At 70.4% G+C, this 21714-nt stretch carries 20 protein-coding genes and 1 tRNA gene; 6 read left to right on the top strand and 15 right to left on the bottom strand.

Features of this window, described 5'->3' with window-relative positions; all coding sequences use genetic code 11:
- Positions 1-13: 13 nt before the first annotated feature.
- From ABD211_RS02600 to ABD211_RS02575, 6 genes are all read right to left on the bottom strand, one after another.
- Positions 14-1432, bottom strand: a complete 1419-nt coding sequence (locus tag ABD211_RS02600; protein ID WP_344125772.1) for a serine/threonine-protein kinase — start codon at positions 1430-1432, stop codon at positions 14-16.
- Positions 1433-1454: 22 nt separating this feature from the next.
- Positions 1455-2933 carry a peptidoglycan D,D-transpeptidase FtsI family protein gene (locus ABD211_RS02595; RefSeq protein ID WP_344125770.1) on the bottom strand — a complete coding sequence of 493 codons (1479 nt, stop codon included), beginning with the start codon at positions 2931-2933 and terminating at the stop codon, positions 1455-1457.
- A complete protein-coding gene (locus ABD211_RS02590; protein WP_344125952.1) occupies positions 2930-4420 on the bottom strand; it encodes an FtsW/RodA/SpoVE family cell cycle protein in 1491 nt (496 codons plus the stop codon). Before ABD211_RS02590 ends, ABD211_RS02595 begins: the two co-directional genes overlap by 4 nt.
- Before the next feature lie 75 nt (positions 4421-4495).
- Positions 4496-5851, bottom strand: coding sequence for a protein phosphatase 2C domain-containing protein (locus ABD211_RS02585; RefSeq protein ID WP_344125768.1), 1356 nt, complete (start codon positions 5849-5851; stop codon positions 4496-4498).
- Entirely contained in the window at positions 5848-6330 is a 483-nt protein-coding gene (locus ABD211_RS02580) for an FHA domain-containing protein FhaB/FipA (protein WP_344125766.1), read from the bottom strand. The genes ABD211_RS02585 and ABD211_RS02580 overlap by 4 nt, the downstream gene beginning before the upstream one ends.
- 5 nt (positions 6331-6335) lie before the next feature.
- Positions 6336-7115: an FHA domain-containing protein gene (locus ABD211_RS02575; protein ID WP_344125764.1), complete on the bottom strand. Its 780-nt coding sequence runs from the start codon at positions 7113-7115 to the stop codon at positions 6336-6338.
- 188 nt (positions 7116-7303) lie between these two features.
- On the opposite strand from ABD211_RS02575, the gene ABD211_RS02570 reads away from it, so the two are divergent.
- The 3 genes from ABD211_RS02570 to ABD211_RS02560 all read left to right on the top strand — a co-directional run bounded on the left by ABD211_RS02570 (position 7304) and on the right by ABD211_RS02560 (position 9485).
- A tRNA-Leu gene (locus ABD211_RS02570) sits at positions 7304-7389 on the top strand.
- Positions 7390-7563: 174 nt separating this feature from the next.
- A complete protein-coding gene (locus ABD211_RS02565) occupies positions 7564-8673 on the top strand; it encodes an NAD-dependent epimerase/dehydratase family protein (protein WP_344125762.1) in 1110 nt (369 codons plus the stop codon).
- A gap of 5 nt (positions 8674-8678) precedes the next feature.
- Entirely contained in the window at positions 8679-9485 is an 807-nt protein-coding gene (locus tag ABD211_RS02560) for a WecB/TagA/CpsF family glycosyltransferase (RefSeq protein WP_344125760.1), read from the top strand.
- A gap of 837 nt (positions 9486-10322) precedes the next feature.
- Here the strand turns inward: ABD211_RS02560 and add are convergent.
- The 4 genes from add to ABD211_RS02540 all read right to left on the bottom strand — a co-directional run bounded on the left by add (position 10323) and on the right by ABD211_RS02540 (position 13096).
- A complete protein-coding gene (gene add, locus ABD211_RS02555) occupies positions 10323-11297 on the bottom strand; it encodes an adenosine deaminase (protein ID WP_344125758.1) in 975 nt (324 codons plus the stop codon).
- 9 nt (positions 11298-11306) lie between these two features.
- A complete protein-coding gene (locus ABD211_RS02550; RefSeq protein WP_344125756.1) occupies positions 11307-11801 on the bottom strand; it encodes a hypothetical protein in 495 nt (164 codons plus the stop codon).
- A 222-nt stretch (positions 11802-12023) separates the two neighbouring features.
- A complete protein-coding gene (locus tag ABD211_RS02545; RefSeq protein ID WP_425560322.1) occupies positions 12024-12248 on the bottom strand; it encodes a DUF397 domain-containing protein in 225 nt (74 codons plus the stop codon).
- Complete coding sequence (locus ABD211_RS02540) at positions 12245-13096, bottom strand: helix-turn-helix domain-containing protein (protein WP_344125754.1); 852 nt, start codon at positions 13094-13096, stop codon at positions 12245-12247. The genes ABD211_RS02545 and ABD211_RS02540 overlap by 4 nt, the downstream gene beginning before the upstream one ends.
- A 626-nt stretch (positions 13097-13722) precedes the next feature.
- Between ABD211_RS02540 and ABD211_RS02535 the strand changes: the two genes are divergently transcribed.
- On the top strand, positions 13723-14034 hold the full coding sequence (locus tag ABD211_RS02535; protein ID WP_344125752.1) for a hypothetical protein: 312 nt from the start codon (positions 13723-13725) through the stop codon (positions 14032-14034).
- A 161-nt stretch (positions 14035-14195) separates the two neighbouring features.
- Here ABD211_RS02535 and ABD211_RS02530 read toward each other — a convergent pair whose 3' ends face one another.
- Complete coding sequence (locus tag ABD211_RS02530; RefSeq protein ID WP_344125750.1) at positions 14196-14867, bottom strand: hypothetical protein; 672 nt, start codon at positions 14865-14867, stop codon at positions 14196-14198.
- Between the two features lie 79 nt (positions 14868-14946).
- On the opposite strand from ABD211_RS02530, the gene ABD211_RS02525 reads away from it, so the two are divergent.
- A complete protein-coding gene (locus ABD211_RS02525) occupies positions 14947-15270 on the top strand; it encodes a hypothetical protein (RefSeq protein ID WP_344125747.1) in 324 nt (107 codons plus the stop codon).
- Positions 15271-15281: 11 nt separating this feature from the next.
- On the opposite strand, the gene ABD211_RS02520 is transcribed toward ABD211_RS02525, so the two are convergent.
- The 4 genes from ABD211_RS02520 to ABD211_RS02505 all read right to left on the bottom strand — a co-directional run bounded on the left by ABD211_RS02520 (position 15282) and on the right by ABD211_RS02505 (position 21137).
- The gene (locus ABD211_RS02520) at positions 15282-16715 is read right to left on the bottom strand and encodes a PASTA domain-containing protein (RefSeq protein WP_344125745.1); all 1434 of its coding nucleotides are present in this window, start codon (positions 16713-16715) and stop codon (positions 15282-15284) included.
- 182 nt (positions 16716-16897) lie between these two features.
- Positions 16898-18373, bottom strand: coding sequence for a glutamate-cysteine ligase family protein (locus ABD211_RS02515; protein ID WP_344125743.1), 1476 nt, complete (start codon positions 18371-18373; stop codon positions 16898-16900).
- Positions 18374-18468: 95 nt separating this feature from the next.
- A complete protein-coding gene (locus tag ABD211_RS02510) occupies positions 18469-19602 on the bottom strand; it encodes an acyl-CoA dehydrogenase family protein (protein ID WP_425560321.1) in 1134 nt (377 codons plus the stop codon).
- Positions 19603-19613: 11 nt separating this feature from the next.
- The gene (locus tag ABD211_RS02505; RefSeq protein WP_344125741.1) at positions 19614-21137 is read right to left on the bottom strand and encodes an acyl-CoA carboxylase subunit beta; all 1524 of its coding nucleotides are present in this window, start codon (positions 21135-21137) and stop codon (positions 19614-19616) included.
- Positions 21138-21197: 60 nt separating this feature from the next.
- Between ABD211_RS02505 and ABD211_RS02500 the strand changes: the two genes are divergently transcribed.
- Positions 21198-21635, top strand: coding sequence for a YdeI/OmpD-associated family protein (locus ABD211_RS02500; RefSeq protein WP_344125739.1), 438 nt, complete (start codon positions 21198-21200; stop codon positions 21633-21635).
- Positions 21636-21714: the final 79 nt, after the last annotated feature.

Here is a 21714-nt window from a genome sequence, read left to right as displayed (position 1 = left end):
CCGTACCACTCTGTCAGCCCATCATCGCGAGCGCGCTGATACCCGCCGGCACCGGGCCGTGAGGGTCCACACCCAACGCGCCGGTGTTGTTGTTGGACAGGGCGATCGCCGCACCGATGCAGATGGCGACCACGACGACCGCCACGATGATCGCGATGACCAGGCCCGCGCGGCTGCTCGTCGGCTGCTGCTGTCCCCCGTACTGCTGCTGTGGGTAGCCGACCGGGTAGCCCGCCGGTTGGCCCGGCATCGTCCCGTACGGCTGGCCCGGCGAGGCCGGGTACTGGTTGGCCACGGGCGGGACCGGGACCGCGGCCACACCCGGGGCGACCCGGCCCTGGTAGCCGGCCGGGCTGGCCTGACCGGCCACGGGCATCTGGCCGACGCCCGGCACCTGGCCCGGGGACGCCTGGCCCGGCACCTGACCGGCCGCGACCTGACCGGGCGGCAGGCCCGGCGAGACCACGCCCGGGGAGACCTGACCGGCGCTCGGCTGCCCGGGCACGCCCGGCTGACCGCCGCTGACCGGCGCGGCACCACCGGCCGGGGCACCACTGACGTGCACCGGCGTGCCGGGGGCGACGCCGGCCTGGACCTGGCGGGCCGCCGCGGCGAGGGTGGCCGCCGCGCGGCGGGCCACCGAGGCGAACGCCGCGGCGTCGGGCCAGCGGGCCGTCGGCTCCTTCGCGATCGCCCGCTCCACGATCACGCGGACCGGCATCGGGATGTCGGGCGGCAGCGGCGGCGGCACCTCGCGCACGTGCCGCATCGCGATCTCGAGCGGGTTGTCGCCCTCGAACGGCCGCCGCCCCGACAGGCACTGGTACGCCACGATGCCCAGCGCGTAGATGTCGCTCAGTGGCGTGGCCTGCTGCCCCATCGCCTGCTCGGGCGAGATGTACGCCGCCGTGCCAAGCACCGACCCGGCGGCGGTGAGCTGGGCGGCGCCCACGGCGCGGGCGATGCCGAAGTCGGTGAGCACCAGCGTGCCGTTGGGCCGCACGAGCAGGTTGCCCGGCTTCACGTCGCGGTGCACCACGCCCTTGACGTGTGCGGCGTGCAGCGCCTCGGCGGCCTGCGCCACGAGCGCCATGGTGCGGGCCGGGGTGAGCCGGCCGACCCGGGACAGCGTGCGTGACAGCGCGTCGCCGTCGACGTACTCCATGACCAGGTACGACCCGACGGCGGACTCGCTGCTGTAGTCGTAGATGTCGACCACGCCGGAGTGGTTGATGGTGGCCATCGTGCGGGCCTCGCCGCGGAAGCGCTCGCCGAAGCCCGGCTCCTCCAGCAGCGCCGGCAGCAGCACCTTGACCGCCACGGTGCGGCCGAGCACGTCGTCGACGGCGCGCCACACGTCGCCCATACCGCCGCTGGCGATCCGCTCCTCGAGGCGGTAGCGACCGCCGAGGACCGTTCCTGGACTGATCATCGAGACCTCGCTCGCAGTCGCGTCACTTCAGCGCCGCCTTCAGGACCTCGCCCGCGATGCGGGTCGCCTCGGCACTGCCACCAGAGCCCGCGTTCTGCAGCAGCACCGCGACCGCGATCTTCTTGCCGTCCTTGATAGCGAACCCGATGAACCAGCCGTGGTCGGGCGCGTCGCCGTTCTGCGCCGTGCCGGTCTTGCCGCCCACCTGCACCCCGTCGATGCGGGCGTTGCGGCCGGTGCCGTTTTCGACCACGTTGGTCATCATGTCCCGCAGCTGGGCAGCCACGTCGCCGTTGATGGGCTTGCGCAGGACGCTGGGTTGGGCGTGGTAGACCGCGCGGGCGTCCGCCTGCAGCGTGTCGATGATGTACGGGCGCATCTGGTCGCCCCCGTTGGCGATCGCCGCGGCGATCAGGGCGCCCTGCAGCGGCGACATCTTCACGTCGCGCTGGCCGATGCAGGACTGGGCGAGCGCGGGCCGGTCGACGTTGCCGTCCGGGCCCTCCATCTTGCCGGTCTCGCTGATCGCGACGTTCATCGTGTTCTTCTCGTCGCGCGTGAAGGTCGTCTGCTCCTCGAAGCCGAAGGACTTCGCGGCTTCCTTCAGCTTGTCCGCGCCGAGCTGCTCCACGCCGTAGCGGGAGAACGCCGTGTTGCACGAGACCGTGAGGGCCTGCTTGAGCGTGATGTTCTCGGGGCAGACCACGCCGGGCGCGTTGCGGATCACCTGCTGGGTGTCCGGCGCCTGGTAGCCCGAGCCGCCCTTGAGCACGGTGTCCGGCTTGACGCCGTTCTCCAGCGCCGCCGCGGCAACGACCACCTTGAACGTCGAGCCCGGCGGGAAGATCTCCGAGAACGCGCGGTTGAGCAGCGGCTTGTCCGGGTCCTTCTCCAGCTTGTTGATCTGTTCGCGCACCGCGCCCGAGTCGTGGATCGTGAGTTTGTTCGGGTCGAAGGACGGCGTGGAGGTCGCGGCCAGCAGCGCGCCGGTCGTCGCGTCGAGCGCCACCACCGCGCCGCGGTCGGCGCCGATCTGGTTGTCCCGCAGCTCCTTGTACGCCGTCTCCTGCACGCCCTTCTTGAGCGTCAGCAGGGTGTTGCCGCCGGGCGACTCCTTGCCGGTGAACATCTCGGCGATGCGGTCGTCGAGGAACGAGTCGGCCGTGCCGGCCAGGAAGTCGTTCTCCATCCGCTCCACGAGGGTGGCGCCGAAGTCCACCGACTTGTAGCCGACAACGTGCGCGTACGCCGCGCCGCCCGGGTACTGCCGGAGGTATTTGAGGGTGTCGGTGGTCTCGACGCTCTTCGCCACCGGCGAGCCGTCCACGACGACCTGGCCCCGCGCGCGCTCGTACTCCTGGGCCTGGACCCGGATGTGGTTGTGCGTGTCGTCCGTGCGGTAGTCGTCGGACTTGTAGACCTGCTGCCAGTTGAGGTTGGCGAAGAGCAGGCCGAAGAGCACCATGACGACGACGCCGACCCGGCGTAGCGGCGCGTTCACCGGACGACCTCCGTCGGGATCTCGGCCAGCTTCTGCGGCGGCGCCACGACCCCGCCGCCACCCGAGCCCAGCGTGACCGGCGTGCGGCCCGCGTCGGAGACACGCAGCAGCACGGCGACGAGCAGCCAGTTCGCCATGAGCGAGGAGCCGCCGGCGGACAGGAACGGGGTGGTCTGACCGGTGAGCGGGATGAGCTGGCTGATGCCACCGATGATCACGAAGACCTGCAGCCCCAGCGTGAAGGACAGGCCGCCGGTGAGCAGCTTGCCGAACGAGTCGCGCACGGTGATCGCGGCACGCAGCCCGCGCTCGACGATGAGCAGGTAGACCGCGAGCAGGGCGGTCAGCCCGAACAGGCCGATCTCCTCGCCGAGCCCGGCGAAGACGAAGTCATTGTGTACGGCCGGCAGCACGTACTGGTCGTAGTCCTCCAGGTAGGGCAGGCCGGCGCCCGGCCCGACGCCGAACATGCCGCCCGTGCCGAGCCCGAGCAGCGACTGGACCAGCTGGTAACCGGTGGTGTCGGCGGTCGCGAACGGGTCGAGCCAGATGTTGGCCCGGTCGTAGAAGTTGGCGAACGGCCCGCCGATCGACGCGCCCAGGAAGTACGCGGAGATGGCACCGCCGAAGAACAGCAGCAGACCGATGATGAGCCAGCTGACCCGCTCGGTGGCGATGTAGAGCGTCACCACGAACATGCCGAAGTACAGCAGCGAGGTGCCCAGGTCCTTCTCGAAGATGAGGACCATGAGGCTGACCAGCCAGACGACGAGCACCGGGCCGAGGTCGCGGGCCCGCGGGAAGTCGATACCGGCGATCCGCTTGGCGGCCAGCGACAGCACCTCGCGCTTGCGGACCAGGTAGTACGCGAAGAAGCTGAGCAGACAGATCTTGGCGAACTCACCCGGCTGAATGGAGAAGAACGGGTCGTCCTCGGGGCCGACCTTGATCCACAGCTTGGCCCCGTTGATCGCCGAGAACCGTGCCGGCAGGACCGCCGGGATCAGCACCAGCACGATGCCGACGAGCCCGAGCGTGTACGCGTACCGCGACAGCGACTTGTGGTCGCGCATGAGGAACAGCAGCACCACCGCGCCGACGACCGCGGCCGCCGTCCAGAACAGCTGGCGCACCGAGTCTCCGGTGAACGGGCTCAGGTCCGCGCGCTCGGCGGCCGCCGCGGCGCCCAGGTCGAGCCGGCGCAGGAACGCGACGCCCAGCCCGTTGATCAGCGCTACGGCGGGCAGCAGCACCGGGTCGGCGTACGGCGCGAGCCAGCGGATCGCGAAGTGCATGCCGAGGAAGATCACGAAGGTGGCGCCGATCGGCACCCAGAAGTCGGGGGTGACCTTCTGGATCATGCCGGCCTCGACGGACGCCGAGTACAGGGCCACGACGATCATGGCGAAGATCAGCAGCGCCAACTCGACGTTGCGCCGGGTCCGCGGACGCCGCACCGACCCGGTCGTCACGACCGGGGTCGGCATGGGTACGGCGGGTGCGGTCACAGTCTCGGCTTCCTCACGCTCGGCACGGGCGGCTCGGTCGGACGGGGCATCGGGTCAGCGGACGACCGGCCGGCAGTCGGGAGGTCCGGACGGTGGCGCGTCCGTCGTGGGCGCCGCGGACGCGCTTGCCGTGGGGGCCGTGGTGGCGGCGGCCGGACCGGACGCGGGCGCGCTCGGGGACGCCGTGGGGCACAGCGGGAGAAGATTGCGGTTCTGCGGGTTGAGCAGGTCATCGAGGCGCTGGCGGGCGTCGGAGCGACTGTCGGCCGTGATGCCGTCGCGGACCTCGGCCTGCGCGAAGACGGTCAGGTCCTCGACCCGGATGTTGCTGAGGTAGTCCGTCGTGGAGAGGTCGAAGCCCGCGACCTGGCCCGGGATGCCCCGGAAGATCGCGACCGTGCCGTCCTCGGTCACGCCGACGTAGTACCTCGTCTGGGTGTAGTGCCAGGCGTACCAGGCGCCGCCGCCGATGACCGCGAGGACCACCAGGAGCAGGAGCGTGGTGCGGACCGGGTGGCGCGCGGGGCGCTCCTCGTCGGCCTGGGCCTGCGGCTCCTCCTCCGGCGGCGCGCTGGTGCGCGGCGCCGCGAACTCGGCCGCGCGGGCCGAGGACATGGAGGCGTCGGCGGAGGTGGCCATGCCCCGGTCGGCGGCGGCCGCGCCGGCCACGATGGGCGCCGACTCGACGATGTCCGCGTCGGTGACGTCCACGATGACGACGGTGATGTTGTCCGGCCCGCCGCCGCGCAGCGCGAGCTGGATGAGCCGCTCGGCGCACTGGTCGGGGTCCGCGTACTCCTTGAGGGTGGCGGCGATCGTCTCGTCGCTGACCACGCCGGACAGGCCGTCGCTACAGAGGAGGTAGCGGTCGCCCTTGATGGCCTGGCGCACCGAGAACTCGGGGTCCACGTCCCGGCCGTCGAGGGCCCGCATGAGCAGGGAGCGCTGCGGGTGGGTGTTCGCCTCGTCGGCAGTGATCTTGCCCTCGTCGACGAGCAGCTGCACGTACGTGTCGTCGCGGGTGATCTGGGTGAACTGCCCGTCGCGCAGCATGTACGCCCGGGAGTCGCCGATGTGCACCATGCCGAACTTGCTGCCGGCGTGGAGGATGCCGGTCAGCGTGGTGCCCATGCCCTCCATCGCCGGGTTGGCCTCGACGGTCTCCCGGATCTGCTGGTTGGCCGCCTGGACCGCGCGCCGCAGGTCGTCGATCGGGGAGTCCCCGACCGCGTCCTCGTCGAGGTGCGCGAGGTTGGCGATCACGATGTTGCTGGCGACGTCGCCGGCGGCCATGCCGCCCATGCCGTCGGCCACGGCGAGCAGGCGCGGTCCGGCGTAGACGGAGTCCTGGTTCCCGCCTCTGATCAGACCGCGGTCGCTCCGCGCCGCGTAACGCAAGGTCAGTGTCATGGCCGCAGCTCAATAGATGTGCGCCCGATGCGGATCGGCACGCCGAGGGGTACGGGGGTTGGTGCGGTGACCTTGGTGCGGTCCAGATAGGTCCCGTTGGTCGAACCGAGATCCTCCACGAACCACTGCCCGTTGCGCGGCACCAGCCGCGCGTGCCGGGCCGAGGCGTAGTCGTCGGTGATGACGAGGGTGGAGTCCTCGGCGCGGCCGATCGAGATCGCCTGTTCGCCCAGGGTCAACCGGGTGCCCGCGAGGGCACCCTCGGTCACGATGAGGTTGTGCGCGGCACGTCCCCGCTTGACCTTCGCGGGTCGTCCCTGCCCGGACGGAACGCCGACCCCCCGCGGCGCCGCCACGAGCCGGGATGCCCGGCTGCCCGAGAAAAGGTCACGCCTGATCACCCCGACCACTGTGAATACGAAGATCCACAGCAGGACGAGGAACCCGTACCGGGCGACCGTGAGGACGATTTCGGGCAAGGCGGTTAGCCGTCCACTCGGAACGTGAGGGTGGTCGTTCCGAGCTGGATCATGTCACCCGGATTCAATGCCACGGCGGAGACGCGCTGACCGTTGACCGACGTTCCGTTGGTCGAACCCAGGTCGGTGAGGACCACCTGGGCGCCGTCGAAGTCGATGCGGGCGTGGCGGCGCGAGATGCCGACGTCGGGCAGGCGAAGATTGGCCTGGTCACCCCGACCGATCACCGTGGAGCCGATGGACAACGGGTACGTCCGGCCGTCGCTGGACACGAGGCGGGCGTTGCGCGCCGGTCCACCACCGCCCATGGGCGGTCCGTAGCCGCCGCCGGCCTGCTGGCCCGCGTACGGCCCGCCGCCGTAACCGCCCTGCATGCCCCCCTGGTCGTACGGGTTCGGCGGGGCCATGTCGGCGCCCGTGTAGACCTCGGCGGTGACCCGGAACATGCCCGTGTCGAGGCCGTCCCCCCGCTCGATCTCCACGATCACGTCGCCGTAGACCGTCCAGCCCTGCTCGCCGATGAACTCGGCCTGGGACTGGGCGAGTTCCTGGGCGAGGGCCGCCGCGTAGGGCGCCAGCCGGCTGTGGTCGTAGGGCGAGAGATCGATCACGTAGCGGTTCGGCACGAGCGTGCGCCCACCGGCCAAGATCGCCTTATGGGCCTCCGCCTCCCGCTGCATGGCGTTGAGGATCTCCACAGGGTGGACGACCCCCTTGAACACCTTGGCGAAGGCCCCCTCAACCAGGCCTTCCAAGCGCTTTTCAAAGCGTTGCAGCACGCTCACCGGTCCTCCTCGCTTTCGAGGACATGATGGTATCTGCCCTCTGCACCAGCCGTATGCGCGGCGATCGGCCAGTGCATGCTACTGTCTCCAAGCGCTGTGGCGCGCGGTCTCGACGGACTGGATTTCCCGAACCCGATCGACGACCGCACTGTACGGGGTTTATCCTCTTTCAGGTCACAACGTCCGTCGGGGAAGTGGCGGAATGGCAGACGCGCACGGTTCAGGTCCGTGTGCCCGAAAGGGCGTGGGGGTTCAACTCCCCCCTTCCCCACCAGAACCGTCCGACCCGCAGGGTCGGGCACGAACTGGACATCAAGGCCTCGGCAACCGCCGGGGCCTTGTGGCTTTTTTGTGACCATCGCTGTCGTGAATCCGGCGGTCGGGCGTGTCCGGACGGGCCTGACTAGACTCCTGGCCTGGCGCAGGTCCCGACGAAGGAGGGTTAAGCGTGAGCGTGGCTCTGGTGACCGGCTCGGCCGGCCTGATCGGCTCCGAGGCGGTCCGGCACTTCGCCGGCCTCGGCCTCGATGTCGTGGGCGTCGACAACGACATGCGCAAGCAGTTCTTCGGGGCCGAGGCGTCCACCGCCTGGAACGTGCTCCGGCTCACCAACGAGCTCGGTGAGGCGTACTCCCACGTCGACGCCGACATCCGCGACCGCGACGCGCTGACGGACCTGTTCAAGCGCTATGGCCGCGACATCGCCGTGGTGATCCACACGGCTGCGCAGCCCAGCCACGACTGGGCCGTCCGCGACCCCTTCACCGACTTCGACGTCAACGCCGTCGGCACCCTCAACCTCCTGCAGAACGTTCGGGAGTACGCCCCGGACGCGCCGTTCATCCACTGCTCGACCAACAAGGTCTACGGCGACCGGCCCAACTCGCTCCCGCTCGTCGAGCTGGACACGCGCTGGGAGATCGAGCCGGGACACGCCTACGAGCAGGGCATCAAGGAGGACATGTCGATCGACGCGTGCCTGCACTCGGTCTTCGGCGCCTCCAAGGTCGCCGCGGACGTCATGGTGCAGGAGTACGGGCGCTATTTCGACATGAAGACCGTCTGCTTCCGCGGCGGCACGCTCACCGGCCCGGCCCACTCGGCCACCGAGCTGCACGGCTTCCTCGGCTACGTCATGCGCTGCAACATGGAGCGGCGCACCTACAACCTGTTCGGCTACAAGGGCAAGCAGGTCCGCGACGCCATCCACTCGCACGACGTGGTGGCCGCGTTCGAGGCGTTCTTCCGCAACCCGCGCAGCGCCGCGGTCTACAACCTCGGCGGCGGGCGCCACTCGAACACCTCCAACATCGAGGCGTTCAAGATCGCCGAGAAGATCAGCGGCAATGAGATGGTGTACGACTACCGCGAGGCGAACCGGATCGGCGACCATCAGTGGTGGATCGGCTCGAACGAGGCGTTCTCGCGCGACTACCCGGAGTGGAAGCAGGTCTACGACGTCCCCATGATCATGCAGGAGATCTACGAGGCGAACGTCGAGCGCTGGGTCCCCGGCTCCTGGACCGCCGCGCAGGCCAACACGAACACCCAGGGGTGACGTCGGTGATCGACCAGGGCAAGCGCAACGTGCTGGGCGTCCTCGTCGACGCCATCGACTACCAGGCCGCCGAGGACAAGGTCATCGCGGCCGCCCACGAGCGGCGGCCGCTCGCCCTGACCGCGCTCGCGGTGCACGGCGTGATGACCGGCGTCGCCGACCCCGCCCACGAGGCGCGGCTCAACTCGTTCGACGTGGTCACCCCCGACGGCCAGCCGGTCCGCTGGGCGCTGAACCTGCTGCACGGCGCCGGCCTCACCGACCGCGTCTACGGCCCCGCGTTGACGCTGCGCGTGCTCGCCCGCTGCGCGGCCGAGGGACTGCCGGTCTACCTCTACGGCTCGACCGATGAGACCCTCGGCCGGCTGGTCGCGGCGTTGCGTGAGCAGTACCCGGGTCTGAAGATCGCCGGCCTGGAGGCCTCGAAGTTCCGCGCCGCCCACCCGGGCGAGCCGGCCGAGATCGCCGAGCGGGTCACCGCGTCCGGCGCGCAACTCCTGCTCGTCGGTCTGGGCTGCCCGCGCCAGGAGATCTTCACGCACGCGATGCGCCCGCTGCTCAACATGCCGATCATGGCGGTCGGCGCGGCGTTCGACTACCACGCCGGACAGCTGCGCAACCCGCCCGCGTGGATGCAGGCCCGCGGGCTGGAGTGGCTGTGGCGGCTGGGTCTCGAGCCCCGCCGCCTCTGGCGCCGCTACCTCATCCTCAACCCGGCGTACGTCGCCCGGCTGACGGCCCAGAAGACCCGCCTCTGGCGCGCCAAGCCGGCCGCGCCGACCACGGACCCGGCGCGCACCTTCGCGGTCTGACCCGCCCAGGCACCGCCACCGGCGGGCGTGCCGGCCACCCAGCCCGTCACGGGGTCGCCGTCAGGCGGGCGTGCCGGCCGCCAAGGGGTCTCCTACGGCGCGGAAGCTGACCGCCTCCGCGCCGCAAGCCGCCCTGAGCGCGTATGCCGCGAGCGTGGGGCGCGGTGATCTCGCCAGATGTGCACGCTTAGGTGGGTCGCCCTCCGCCAGCTTCCGCTAGATGTGCGCATCTGGCGGCGGGGACGACCTCGCCGCTCGCCAATGGTGCACATGTGGCGGGCTGAAGCTGTCGCCCCCTCGCCAGATGCTCACATGTGGCGAGCCGAAGCCGCCCGCACCTCGCCAGATGCTCACATGTGGCGAAGAGGGAGGCGCGCAGATCGCCAGCTGTGCAGACAAACACCGCACTAAAACCGCCAAATACCCCCAACGTGCGCCCTCACCACCTGGCCGGGCCAGCGCTGGTCGATGACAATGCGTTTCCGGCGCCGACGCGCATCGGTTCCACGGGGGGCGACATGGCGGGCAGGCGCGACTGGCACGCGAGGCTATGGTGCGGCGTCACCGTGTGCTTCATCGCGGCGCTGTGCGTGTACGACTGGGGCTTCCTGCACATGTTCAGTTTCGCCACGGATTGGGAGGACGTCTGCAGGGCTGCCGGCCAGCCATCGGACGGCAACTACTACCCGCCGTCGCTCTTGCCGTTGTCGAGCAGTGCAACGCGCACTCAGACCGGGTGCCCGGCTACGTGAACCCGACCGTCATCGCGCTGGTCAGCACCTCGGTGGTGCTTGTGCTGGCCACCATCCCCGTCGCGTGGGCGGCGAGGCGGCGCGGCTAGAGCGCCAGGGACGCCAATCGCGCCCGTGTCTGCGCGTCGCAGAGCGCCCCGGCCACCCCGGCCCGGAACGCGTCGACGCCCGACAGGCCCAGCGACGCGGCAGCGGCCAGCTCCCGCCCCAGGTCGGTGCCGAACATGGCCGGGTCGTCGGTGTTGACCGTGCAGGCCACGCCGGCGGCCAGCAGTGCCGGGAGCGGGTGTTCCGACAATGCGGGCACGCTGCGCGTACGCAGGTTGGACGTGGGGCACACGTCCAGCACGACGCCCCGGTCGACCAGTTCGGCGACCACGTCGGGATCCTCCACGGCCCAGATGCCGTGCCGGATCCGGTCGGCGCCCACGTCCAGCGCCTCCCGGACCGACAGAGCCCCGCCGAGCCCGTCGCGCCCCGGCAGCTCCCCGGCGTGCGGCACGAGCCCGAGCCCGCCGTCGCGCGCGATCTCCAGCGCCTTGCGGTACGGCTCCAGCGGCGCCGCGTACTCGTTGCCGCCCAGGCCGAAGCCGACCACGAAGTGGTCCCGGTAGCGCACGGCCTGCCGCGCGCACTCCTCCGCCAGGTCCACCGGCAACTGCCGGTGGATGTCCGGCGTGAAGCGCACCGTCACCCCGTGGCGTGACTCCGCTTCGCGCGCTCCCTCGGCGTACCCCTCGAAGATGTCTTCGAAGCGCAGGCCGCGTTGCACGCGCTCGCCCGGGGAGAAGATGCCCTCCACGTAGACGGCTCCGAAGCTGGCGGCCTCGGCGGCGTAGTCGACCACGATCCGGCGGAAGTCGTCCGCCGTGCGCAGGCAGTTCGTGGTGAGCATCCAGACGTCGATGAAGTGCGCGAAGTCCGTGAACTCGTAGAGGGCTTCCAGCTCGGCGACGGAGGACGCGGGCAGGGTCTCACCGTTGTTGCGGGCGATCTCCAGCAGCGTGTGCGGCCGGATGGCGCCCTCAAGGTGAACGTGCAGCTCGATTGCGGGGACCACTCCGCAAGATTACCGACTGCTCTGGGCGTAGAGCAGTTCAAGTATCGAACGTGCCGCCTCGAACCACCGGTCCAGCCAGTCCGCGGACGGCATGGGGCCCTTGTTGGGCAGTTCGAGGAGCAGGCCGCGCAGCAGCGGATGGTCCGCGAGCGGCATGGCCGGATTGTCCAACCAGGACGGTGGGTCGAACACCGACTCGTCCAGATGCGAGACGCTGGGCAGATGCCCCATCTCCGATACCCTCCCCAGATCAGAAACGCGACCCACGTCCGACAGGGACGGGGCGGGAATGTGCGGCGGCGGCACGTCCAGGACCGACGGCGGCGGGATGCCGGGCAGTCCGTCGAGCCCGGTCAGGGAGCCGTTGCGGCGGCTGTGGTCGGACTCGAAGTCGCCGGCCAGCACCTCCCGGCGCACGCTGCTGCGGAAGCTCGCGAGCGCGTCGGAGTTCGGGTCGCCGTACCGGTCGTCGGTGTCGGAGGAACCGTTTGCGCCGTTCTTCATCGCCACCCCATCGTCCGTGTCGCTGCCTGTTCCGCGTTCCGCGAAAACGCGGAACGCCATCAGGTCCAACGACGCAGTCGACGACCGGGCGACGGTCGGCCGGCAAACGTCACCCGTGTAAGACAAAAGGCAACGGAGCGGCGATGACGTGTGCATCGCCGCTCCGTGAACGCGGAGGTGTGCCAGCCCGGACCGCGCGACTCCGCCGGGCGGGGACACCTGTCAGAGGTCGAACTCGCCGTCCTTCGCGCCGCCGACAAACGCATCCCACTCTCCCGGGGTGAAGATCAGAGCACGCTGTTCCGGGTTCTTGGAGTCGCGCACCGCGATCGCGCCGTCAACAAACGCCACTTCAACGCAGTTGTCCGTCCATGGGCCCGACCGTGTGCTCTTGCGCCACACGGCGCGGCTCAGATCGACGTCAAAGCCCTTGATATTGATGCTCACTGAAGCTCCCTTGCCCTGTCGATGATCAATTTCACCGACTCCTCCGGCGACAGCGCGGTCTCCCGGAGGCGGTCGAAAATAAACGAGTACCGGGTCATTTCGTCGTCCTTCTCCTGGAAGACGCCCCCGGTGGCCATCGTGACGTACGTCATATCCGGGTCGACCTCCTCGGCGAAGCGAAGGATGCAGAACGCCCCTTCCATGCCGGAATGAGCTCCGGCACGGAACGGAAGAACCTGGATCGTGACGTTGGGTCGCTCGGCTTCTGTCGCGAGACGCTCGAGCTGACGCCGCATGACCTCAGCGCCGCCCACGAGGCGGGCCAACACCGCCTCGTCGAGCACCACCCGCAGATCCACGGGTTCGTCCTGCGTCAATAACGACTGACGTTGTTTCCGGATACTGATTCGGCTTTCGATTTCGTCCTGGCTCATATCCGGGTTGCCGACGAGCATGAGGTGTCGCGCGTACTCCGCGGTCTGGAGCAGGCCGGGAACGCACACCACCTCGAAGGTGTCAATCTTGTCCGCGGCGGCCTCGAATCCCACATACGCGCCGGTGAGCACGACGCCGTAGGACTGCCACCACCCCTTCTGCCGCGCCTCGCGGGCGACCTGGACAAGCGACTCGATCTCGCTCTGCGGGGAGCTGTAGATGGTGAGGATGTCGCGGACGTCGCGCGGACTCGCGCCGATCTGTCCGGTCTCGATGCGGCTGATCTTCGACGCCGAGCACTCCAAGCGCTCCGCGACGAATTCGATCGTGAATCCCGACGCGTCGCGCAGTCTCCGCAACTCGGCGCCGAGCCGCCGCCGTCGGGCCGTCGGGCTGCCACGCCTGGCGGTCACGCGTCACCTCCGGGCCCCCGGTGCTCGGGTCCGATGTGGACCGGCACCCCCTCTGTAGATATCCCCGCCGTACCGATCGTTGCTGAGGACAGGAAAGACGAAGCGCGTTCAGTTTGCCCCGCGCTCCACCGCCAATCAAGACTCACGAGTTTTGCCCGATTCGCACAGCGACGGTGTGTTCGGGCCATCACTATGGGTGACACCCCGAGAAACACTCCGTTTGCAACTTGCATTGGGCAATAACCTACGGCAACCTGTCCGTGAGGCCAACGTAACTCCCCGTGATCAACTCATCCAACCAACACGATGAAGGGGGCACTGTGGAGCATCCGGGCTCGGACGTCCCGCCAACGGCCGTCCGCACCGGTGTCCACCATGCCCCACCTCGGAGAGCGATCGCCGGTCCTCGACCGCTCCGTGGTTCACGCCCCGCCGACCGTATGCGCCCGTGCCCTGCGGGGGTGGGTGCCACACGGAGCGGGGTGCTGGCCCGGCCGCCAACGTGATCAGACGCGCCTACCGTCGGTCGCCCGCGGCGGCCGGCCACCCGAACAGACACGATCGACCACCACATCACCCACGCTCCCCCGCGAAGGTACTCCGGAATGTGGGGAAAGGAGGGCACCGTGTTACCTCGCTCCGGTGACGTGCTGCGCGTGACGCGCGCGGCGAGCATCCAGTTCAACAAACCCATGATGTTCCGGGTCATCCGCGTACAGGACTGGCAGACCTATAACGGTTGGGCATGGCTCGATGGTTATCAACTGAATTCTGTCGGTGACGCCGTCGAGCGCCGCTGCATCTTCGTGCAGCTCGACGGCCTCCAGAAGGCCGCTACCGGGGCTCACAACATCGCCCAGCGCCGCCCGGACACCCAGAATCGCCAAGGCCGCCTGTCCGACCGCCCCGCCGGCCTACGATCGAACTACCCACGGTAGTCAGAAACACCCCTCACGTGGCCCGGTCCCCGATGCATCCCGGGGGGCCGTGTCATGGTCAAACGCATCCGCCGGGGCGATCGGCGGTGGGCGTCGCTGTCAGCGGCTGCCGCGATCGCCGCGCTGGGTACGGCCGCGTTCTGCGATCTGGCCCGCGGGGCTCAGGCCGCCACAACCACCATGGGTACGTCCGGACAGCACGCGTACGCCCGCATCGTCCCGACATTCGAGTCACCCTTTTCGGTGACAGGTGGTGTGCCCCTCACGACACCGGTCATCCCGTCGTCCGGTATGTCGCCGTCGTACACGATCGACCCGTCAAGCACCGTCAACCCCTCGACCACAGTGGACCCGTCGGTCACGAACCTGTCGGCATCGCCGATCACGCCCGCCGTCTCGGGGCTGGCCGGTGTGCCGCTGGACTCCGCGCCGCCGACCACACACACCAGCGCGGTCCCGTCGTGGTCCGCGAGTCCGCTGGTCACCGTGCCAGCCGGCAGCCCTCGGCCGTCGGCGACGGCCACCGCGCCGCCCACCTCGACGCGCCCCACGACCGCACGCCCCACGACGGGGCGACCCAGCACCGCGGGGCCGACGACGTGGTCGGCCAGTCCACTCGTGCCGATCACCACCGCACCGCCGGCCACCATTACCGCCGCGCCACCGACCACCGTGCTGCCCACGTCCGCGCCGCCCACGTCCGCGCCGCCCACGTCCGTGAACCCGTCGTCCGCGCCGCCGACGTCCGGCGCGTCGGGTAGTCCGACGGCGACATCCTCTATTGGTCCGACCATTTCGGTCAGTCCGACCAGCCCGAGCCCGTCACCGGCCACGACGTCGTCGCAGGCAGCGGCCGCGGCTGCGGTGCGGCGGGCGCCGGCGACGCCCAGCCGGCGACCGCGCCATGTCGTCGTGGTCCCGGACCGGAGGATCGACCCGTGGCTGGTGGCACCGGAGCCGCCCGCCTGGGGCAGCCCGCCGCTCGCCGGCCCGGACCAACCCGACTGGCGCCCCGGTTGGGCCGCACCGTACGTCCCTGACGTGCCCGAGGACTCGGCCGGCCGGGACGTGACCGGGAACAACCGGCAAGCGCCCGCCCCGCCGCACGCGGTCCGTACCGAACCGTCGTGGCCGGTGCAGGAGGCCGGTCAGACGTTGGTGACCGTGGGCGCGACCGGGATCGCCGTCGCCGCCGTCGGACTCGTCGCCCTGGGCCTGCTCCGCCGCCGTTTGTAACGCCCTCGGGCTCAGCCCGTCGGTTCCTCGGTGGGCCCCTCGGGTGACTCCGACGGCTCCTCGGTCGGCGGATCCTCGGGCGGCCCGGAGGAGATGAACAGGGTGATCTCGGAGCCCTTCTCCACGAAGGAACCCGCGCCCGGCTCGGTGCCGATGGCCGTACCGGCGGCGATCTCCGCGTCAGGCCGCTCGACGACCACGACCTTCAGCCCGAGGGCGGACAGCGCCTGGCGGGCGAGCAGCGTCGGCAGTTTGCGCACGGGCGGGACCGGAACGACGGCCGGCTTCTCGCTCGGCTCCTCGGCCTTCGTCGGGGGCGCCGCGCTGGTCGCCGGTGCGGTCGTGGCAACGGGCGCCTTCGTCGGCACGGTCGTCGGCTCCGGCGTGGGCTCGGACGACCCTTGGACCACGGCCCAGATGCCGAGCGAGGTGAGCCCGACCAGGATCAGGATCCCAATCGTGATCATGATAGGCATGATCACGCTCCGCCGTTGCGGGTGCAGCGCCTGCCACTCGTCAGTGGGCGTGGACAACTGGGGTGCGACGGCCGGGACCTCGGCCCGGGCGGCCCACTTGGGGGTGTTCGGCGGCGTCGGCGACGCCTGACCACCCGCGGGCGGCAGCTTATCCATGGGCGGCATGACCGAGGTGGCCGCCGGCCCTGTCCGGGCGCCCTTCATCGGCGGCAGCATGGCTGTCGCCGCATTCCCGTCGGCGGGCCCGCCCGGCGGCGGCACGGGCACCCCCGGCGCTCCCGCGACCCCCGGCTTCACCGGCGGCTTCCCGGGCGCAACGGCGCCGGGCGGAAGCGCCTGCGTAGCCTCGGCCGCCGGCCGAACCGGCTTTGCCGGAGAAACAGGCTCCGCCGGCCCAGCGGGCTGCACCGGCTTGGCCGGCGAAACGGGCTCAGTGGGCCCAGCAGCCTGCACCGGCTCAGCCGGCGCGGCAGGCTCAGTCGGCCCAGCCGACGCGGCGGGCACCGCGGGCGCGGCGGGCTGCGCGGGCGCGGCAGGTGACTCCGCCTTTACCTCGGTGGGCGGCGCGGGCTTGGCGGGTGACGCGGACTTCGGGGGGTTCCGCATGCCGCCCGCGGGCAGCAACGGCTGTGCCGGCGACTTCGGCTCGGCGGCTGCCTCGGGTTCGGCCGGACCTTCCGACGCCGCCACCGCCGCGGACGACTCAGCGTCGCCCGGCTCATCGGGCTCCGCGGCCGGCGCTGAGTCGTCGGGGCGCATGATGGTCGTGGCCTGCGCGTCCTCGACGGGTGGCGTCGGCTCGGGAGGGATCGGGCCGGACTCCGGCGGCCCGTCGGCGGCCGACGAGGGCCCGCGCCCGGTCGCGGCGGCGCGCAGCTCATCCTGCGTCCAGCGCCGGGTCGCGTCGGCGTCGGGCACGTTCCCCGGCGTAGCCGGGCGCGGCTGGTCGGAACTGTCGGCGTCAGCCATCGCGCTCTCCTCCCCGGGCGCTGGCGGGCGAGCCCGCGATCACGTCCGGGCCAGCATACGGGCGCCCCGCCACCCCATCACCGAACAAAACCCGACACGTAACAACTACTCCCTCCGAGACCGCCGGCGACAAGGGTCCACTGTGGAGACAGGATCGTGACGTAGCGGAGCAAACAGCGCGGTCAGGCCGAGGGCCAGAGGTGGACCGGGACGTTGGTGTGCATCAGGGTCATATAGCGGCGGAGCATCTCCGTGAGGGCGTCGCGGCGGGTCAGGCCGGCGCGCTCCAGCTCGGCGACGACCTCGGCCTGCCAGACCGCGCCCGTACGGCCGGTCGCGCAGCGGCCGTCGATGATGCCGAGCAGCCGGTCGCGGACGCCCGGATCGGTGCCGAACCGGTCGAGCCCGGCCGCCGCGAGTGGCAGGAGCTCGTCACGGATGAGGTCGCACACCCGCGACTCGCCCCGCCCCGGCCACCACATCGTGGCGCGCAGTCCGTGCTCGGCCCCCCGGCGGAAGTTCTGCGCGGCGATGGAGAACGACATGTGGTTCCAGACCGGGTCGTCGGTCTCGGCGAGCGCCCGGGTCAGCCCGAAGTAGAACGCCGCGTTGGCCAGCATGTCGGACACGGCCGGCCCGGCGGGCAGCACCCGGTTCTCGACGCGCAGGTGGGGGCGGCCGTCCATGATGTCGTAGACGGGCCGGTTCCAGCGGTAGACGGTGCCGTTGTGCAGGCGCAGCTCGGGCAGCCGCGGCACGCCCCCGGACCGGAACACCTCGACCGGGTCCTCGTCGTCGAGCAGCGGCAGCAGGGGCGGGAAGTAGCGCAGGTTCTCCTCGAACAGCTCCGACGTCGAGGTGATCCACCGTTCGCCGAACCACACGCGTGGGCGTACCCCCTGAGTTCTCAGTTCTTCGGAACGCGTGTCGGCGGCCTGTTCGAACAGGGCGATGCGGGTCTCGTCCCAGAGCCGGCGGCCGAAAACGAACGGCGAGTTCGCGCCGACCGCGACCTGCGGGCCGGCGAGCGCCTGGGAGGCGTTCCAGTAGCTGGCGAACCGGTCGGCGGGCACCTGGATGTGGAACTGCACGCTGGTGCACGCGGCCTCGGGGCCGATCGAGTCGGTGCGCACCGCGAGGCGCTCCTGGCCCGCGATGTCGATGTCGATGTTCCCGCCGCGCGCCTCGATGATCTCGCGGTTGAGCACCAGGTAGCGCGGCACGGGCGACAGGTTGGCCAGCACCGTGTGCGCCTCGGTCAGCGTCGGCAGGATGCCGATGAGGACGAGCGACGCGTCGACGTGGTGGGCGTACTCGTCGGCCATGGTGAGGCTCGACCGGATGAAGTGTTCGTAGGCGGCGAGCCCTTCGGCGGCGATGAGCCGGGGCGGCACGTTGATCTCCAGGTTGAACCGGCCGAGCTCGCGCTGAAAGGTCGGGTTGGCGAAGGCCTGCAGGATCTCGGCGTTGCGCATGGCGGGCTGCGCGTTGGTGTCGACGATGTTCACCTCGACTTCGAGGCCCGTCTTCAGCGAGTCCGCGTCGAAGGCCAGGTCGTCGAGCATCATCCGGAGGACATCGAGGCACCGCCTGAGTTTGTGGCGGTATCGCATGCTGTCTTCCAGCGTGAACGTGGTCGCCGAGACGTCCTCGCCCATGAGTCCTCCCCGCCGCCGTGATCCCACGGTAGGGTCACCGATTGCACCGCGCTAGTGACAGTTCGGTCAACCTTATGCGAGGAGTAAGCGTTCGTTTACAAGCCGAGGTCGCGCGCGATGATCATTCGCTGGATCTCGGAGGTTCCCTCCCCGATTTCGAGGATTTTCGAGTCGCGCCAGAAGCGGGCGACGGGCGTCTCGTTCATGAATCCGTACCCGCCGTGGACCTGGGTGGCCTCGCGGGCGTTGGTGACGGCGGCCTCGCTGGCGTACAGCTTGGCCATGGCGGCGGTCCGCTTGACCGAGATGCCCCGGTCGACCTGGCCGGCGGCGTCGAGGTAGGCCAGCCGCGCGGTGTGCGCCCGCACCTCCATGTCGGCGATCTTGAACTGGATGGCCTGGAAGTCGCCGATCGGGTGGCCGAACGCCTCCCGCTGGTGGGCGTAGCGCACCGACTCGTCGACGCACCCCTGCGCCAGCCCGGTGGCCAGCGCCGCGATCGCGACCCGCCCCTCGTCGAGGATCTGCAGGAACTGGGCGTACCCGCGCCCGCGCGCCCCGAGCAGGTTCGCCGCCGGCACCCGCACGTTGTCGAAGTGCAGCTCGTGCGTGTCGGACGCGCACCAGCCGACCTTGTCGTAGCCGGGCGCCACGGTCAGCCCCGGCGTCCCCGACGGCACGAGGATCGTGGAGATCTCGTGGTCGGGCCCGGTGACCGCCGCGACGGCGATGACCGCGGTGATGTCGGTGCCCGAATTGGTGATGAACGCCTTGCTCCCGTTGATCACCCACTCGTCCCGCTCACTGTCCAATACCGCCCTGGTACGCATACCGGCGGCGTCCGAGCCGAAGCCCGGTTCGGTCAACCCGAACGCGGCCAGCGCCTCGCCGGACAGCAGCCGGGGCAGCCACTCCTGCTTCTGCTCGGGCGTCCCGAAGCGGTAGATGGGCATCGCGCCGAGCGACACCGCCGCCTCCAGCGTGATGGCCACCGACGAGTCGACCCGGGCCAGCTCCTCGATCGCCACGCACAGCGCGAGATAGTCGCCGTCCATCCCGCCGTACCCGGCGGGGAAGGGCAGGCCGAACAGGCCGAGCTTGCCCATCTGCCGCACCACGTCGTAGGGGAAGGTGTGGTTGGCGTAGTGCTCCGCGATCACCGGCGCGACGACCTCGCGGGCGAACTGGGCGACCGTGGCGCGCAGCGCCTCGTGCTCTTCGCTGATCATCGGTCTCTCCTCTATACCGGCGTGACGCCGTGGCGGCGCTGCGGCGTGGCGGCGGCACGGTCGCGACGGGCGGCGACGGCGTACCGGCGGATCAGTTCGCCGCGCAGCTCGTGTGGCTGCACGACGGCGTCGACGATGTTCTCGGCGGCGAGCCGCACGAGGTCGATGTCCTGCTCGTACTCGTCGCGTCTGCTCTGCACGAAGGCCGCGCGGGACTCTTCGTCGGGAAGGGCCGCGATCTTGTTGGCGTAGACCGCGTTGACGGCGGCCTCCGCGCCCATCACGGCGATCTTCGCGGTGGGCAGCGCGAGCGTGGCGGTGGGCGCGAAGCCCGGCCCGGCCATGGCGTAGAGGCCGGCGCCGTAGGCCTTGCGCACCACGACGCAGATCTTTGGCACCGTCGCCTCGGCCACCGCACTGATCATCTTGGCGCCGTGCCGGATGATGCCCTGCTTCTCGACGGCCGTGCCGACCATGAACCCGGGCACGTCGGCGAGGAACAGCAGCGGCACCCCGAACGCGTCGCAGAGCTGGATGAACCGGGTCGCCTTGTCGGCGGAGTCGACGAACAGCACGCCGCCCTTGTGCAGCGAGTTGTTCGCGACGATGCCGACGACCTCGCCGTTCAGCCGGGCGAAGCCGATCGTCACCTCGCGCGCCCAGCGGGCCTGGATCTCGAAGAAGCTGTCCCCGTCCACGACGCCTCGGACCAGTTTGCGGATGTCGAAGGCGCGCCGCTCGGAGTCGGGGATCTCCAGGTCGCCCTTGTGCGGCTCCGTCGGGGCTTTTGTCGGTGGCTTCTCGCGCCAGTTCGTCGGCAGGTAGCTGAGGTAGCGCCTCACCGTGTCGAGGGCCTCGTCCTCCGTCCTGCAGAGGAAGTGGCCGACGCCGGACTGCTCACAGTGGACCTTCGCGCCGCCCATGGCCTCCAGCGTGGTGCGCTCGCCGGTGACCATCTCGACCATGCGGTCGGAGCCCAGGTACATCGACGCGTTCCCGTCGACCATGGCCACCACGTCGCAGAACGCCGGAATGTACGCCCCGCCCGCCGCGCTCGGCCCGAACAGCGCGCACACCTGCGGGATCGCCCCGGACGCGAGCACCTGCTGGTGGAAGATGTGCCCCGCCCCGCGCCGCCCGGGGAACAGGTCGACCTGGTCGGTGATGCGCGCCCCGGCCGAGTCCACCAGATACACCATGGGTACGCCGTGGTCGCGCGCCTTCTCGATGATCCTGATGATCTTCTCTACCGTCCGGGCGCCCCAGGACCCCGCCTTGACGGTGGAGTCGTTGGCCATGAGGCACACGGGGCGACCGTCGACCGTCGCCTCGCCGGTGATCACGCCGTCGGCGGGGAGGGTCTCGTCGAGCGCGTTGACCAGCTGCCCGTCCTCGACGAACGAGCCCTCGTCGACCAGGCGCGCGACCCGCTCGCGGGCGAACAGCTTGCCCTTGGCGGCGTTCGCCTGGTGGTAGCGCTCGGCGCCACCGGCGCTGACCCGCTTGCGCAGCGCGTCGATCCGCTCGTCCGTCATGAGCCCTCCTTAACGATCGTTAGGTTACCCCATGTCGGCCACCCCGGCATACTGCTCGTTATGGAGTTCCGCAGCGTTGTTGAGCTGGGCGGCAAGACAGCCACGGGCATCGAGGTGCCCGCCGACGTGGTCGAGGCGCTGGGCGCCGGCAAGCGTCCGAAGGTCACCGTGACCATCGGTTCCCACACGTACCGGAGCACCATCGCGGCCTACACCGGCCGCTACTTCCTGCCCCTGAGCGCCGACAACCGCACGGCGGCCGGCGTCGCCGCCGGCGACGAGGTGGACGTGACCGTGGAACTGGACACCGCCCCCAGGACCGTCGAGGTCCCGGACGACTTCGCGGCCGCCCTGGCGGAGGCGGGCCTCCGGGAACGCTTCGACCAGCTCTCCTACACCCACCAGCGCGAACACGTCGACGTCATCACCTCGGCAAAGGCCGAAGCCACCCGCACCCGCCGCATAGCAAAGGCCCTAGACATCCTCCGCACCCGCTAGTCACCCGATCTTGAGGGCTGCCACCTCCTATAGGCCCGTTATCGCCCCCAAGATCTAGTGAAGGTGGACACGATCAGTC

Source organism: Luedemannella flava (assembly GCF_039528515.1).
Lineage (GTDB): Bacteria > Actinomycetota > Actinomycetes > Mycobacteriales > Micromonosporaceae > Luedemannella > Luedemannella flava.
This window is presented reverse-complemented; position numbering and strand designations above follow the sequence as displayed.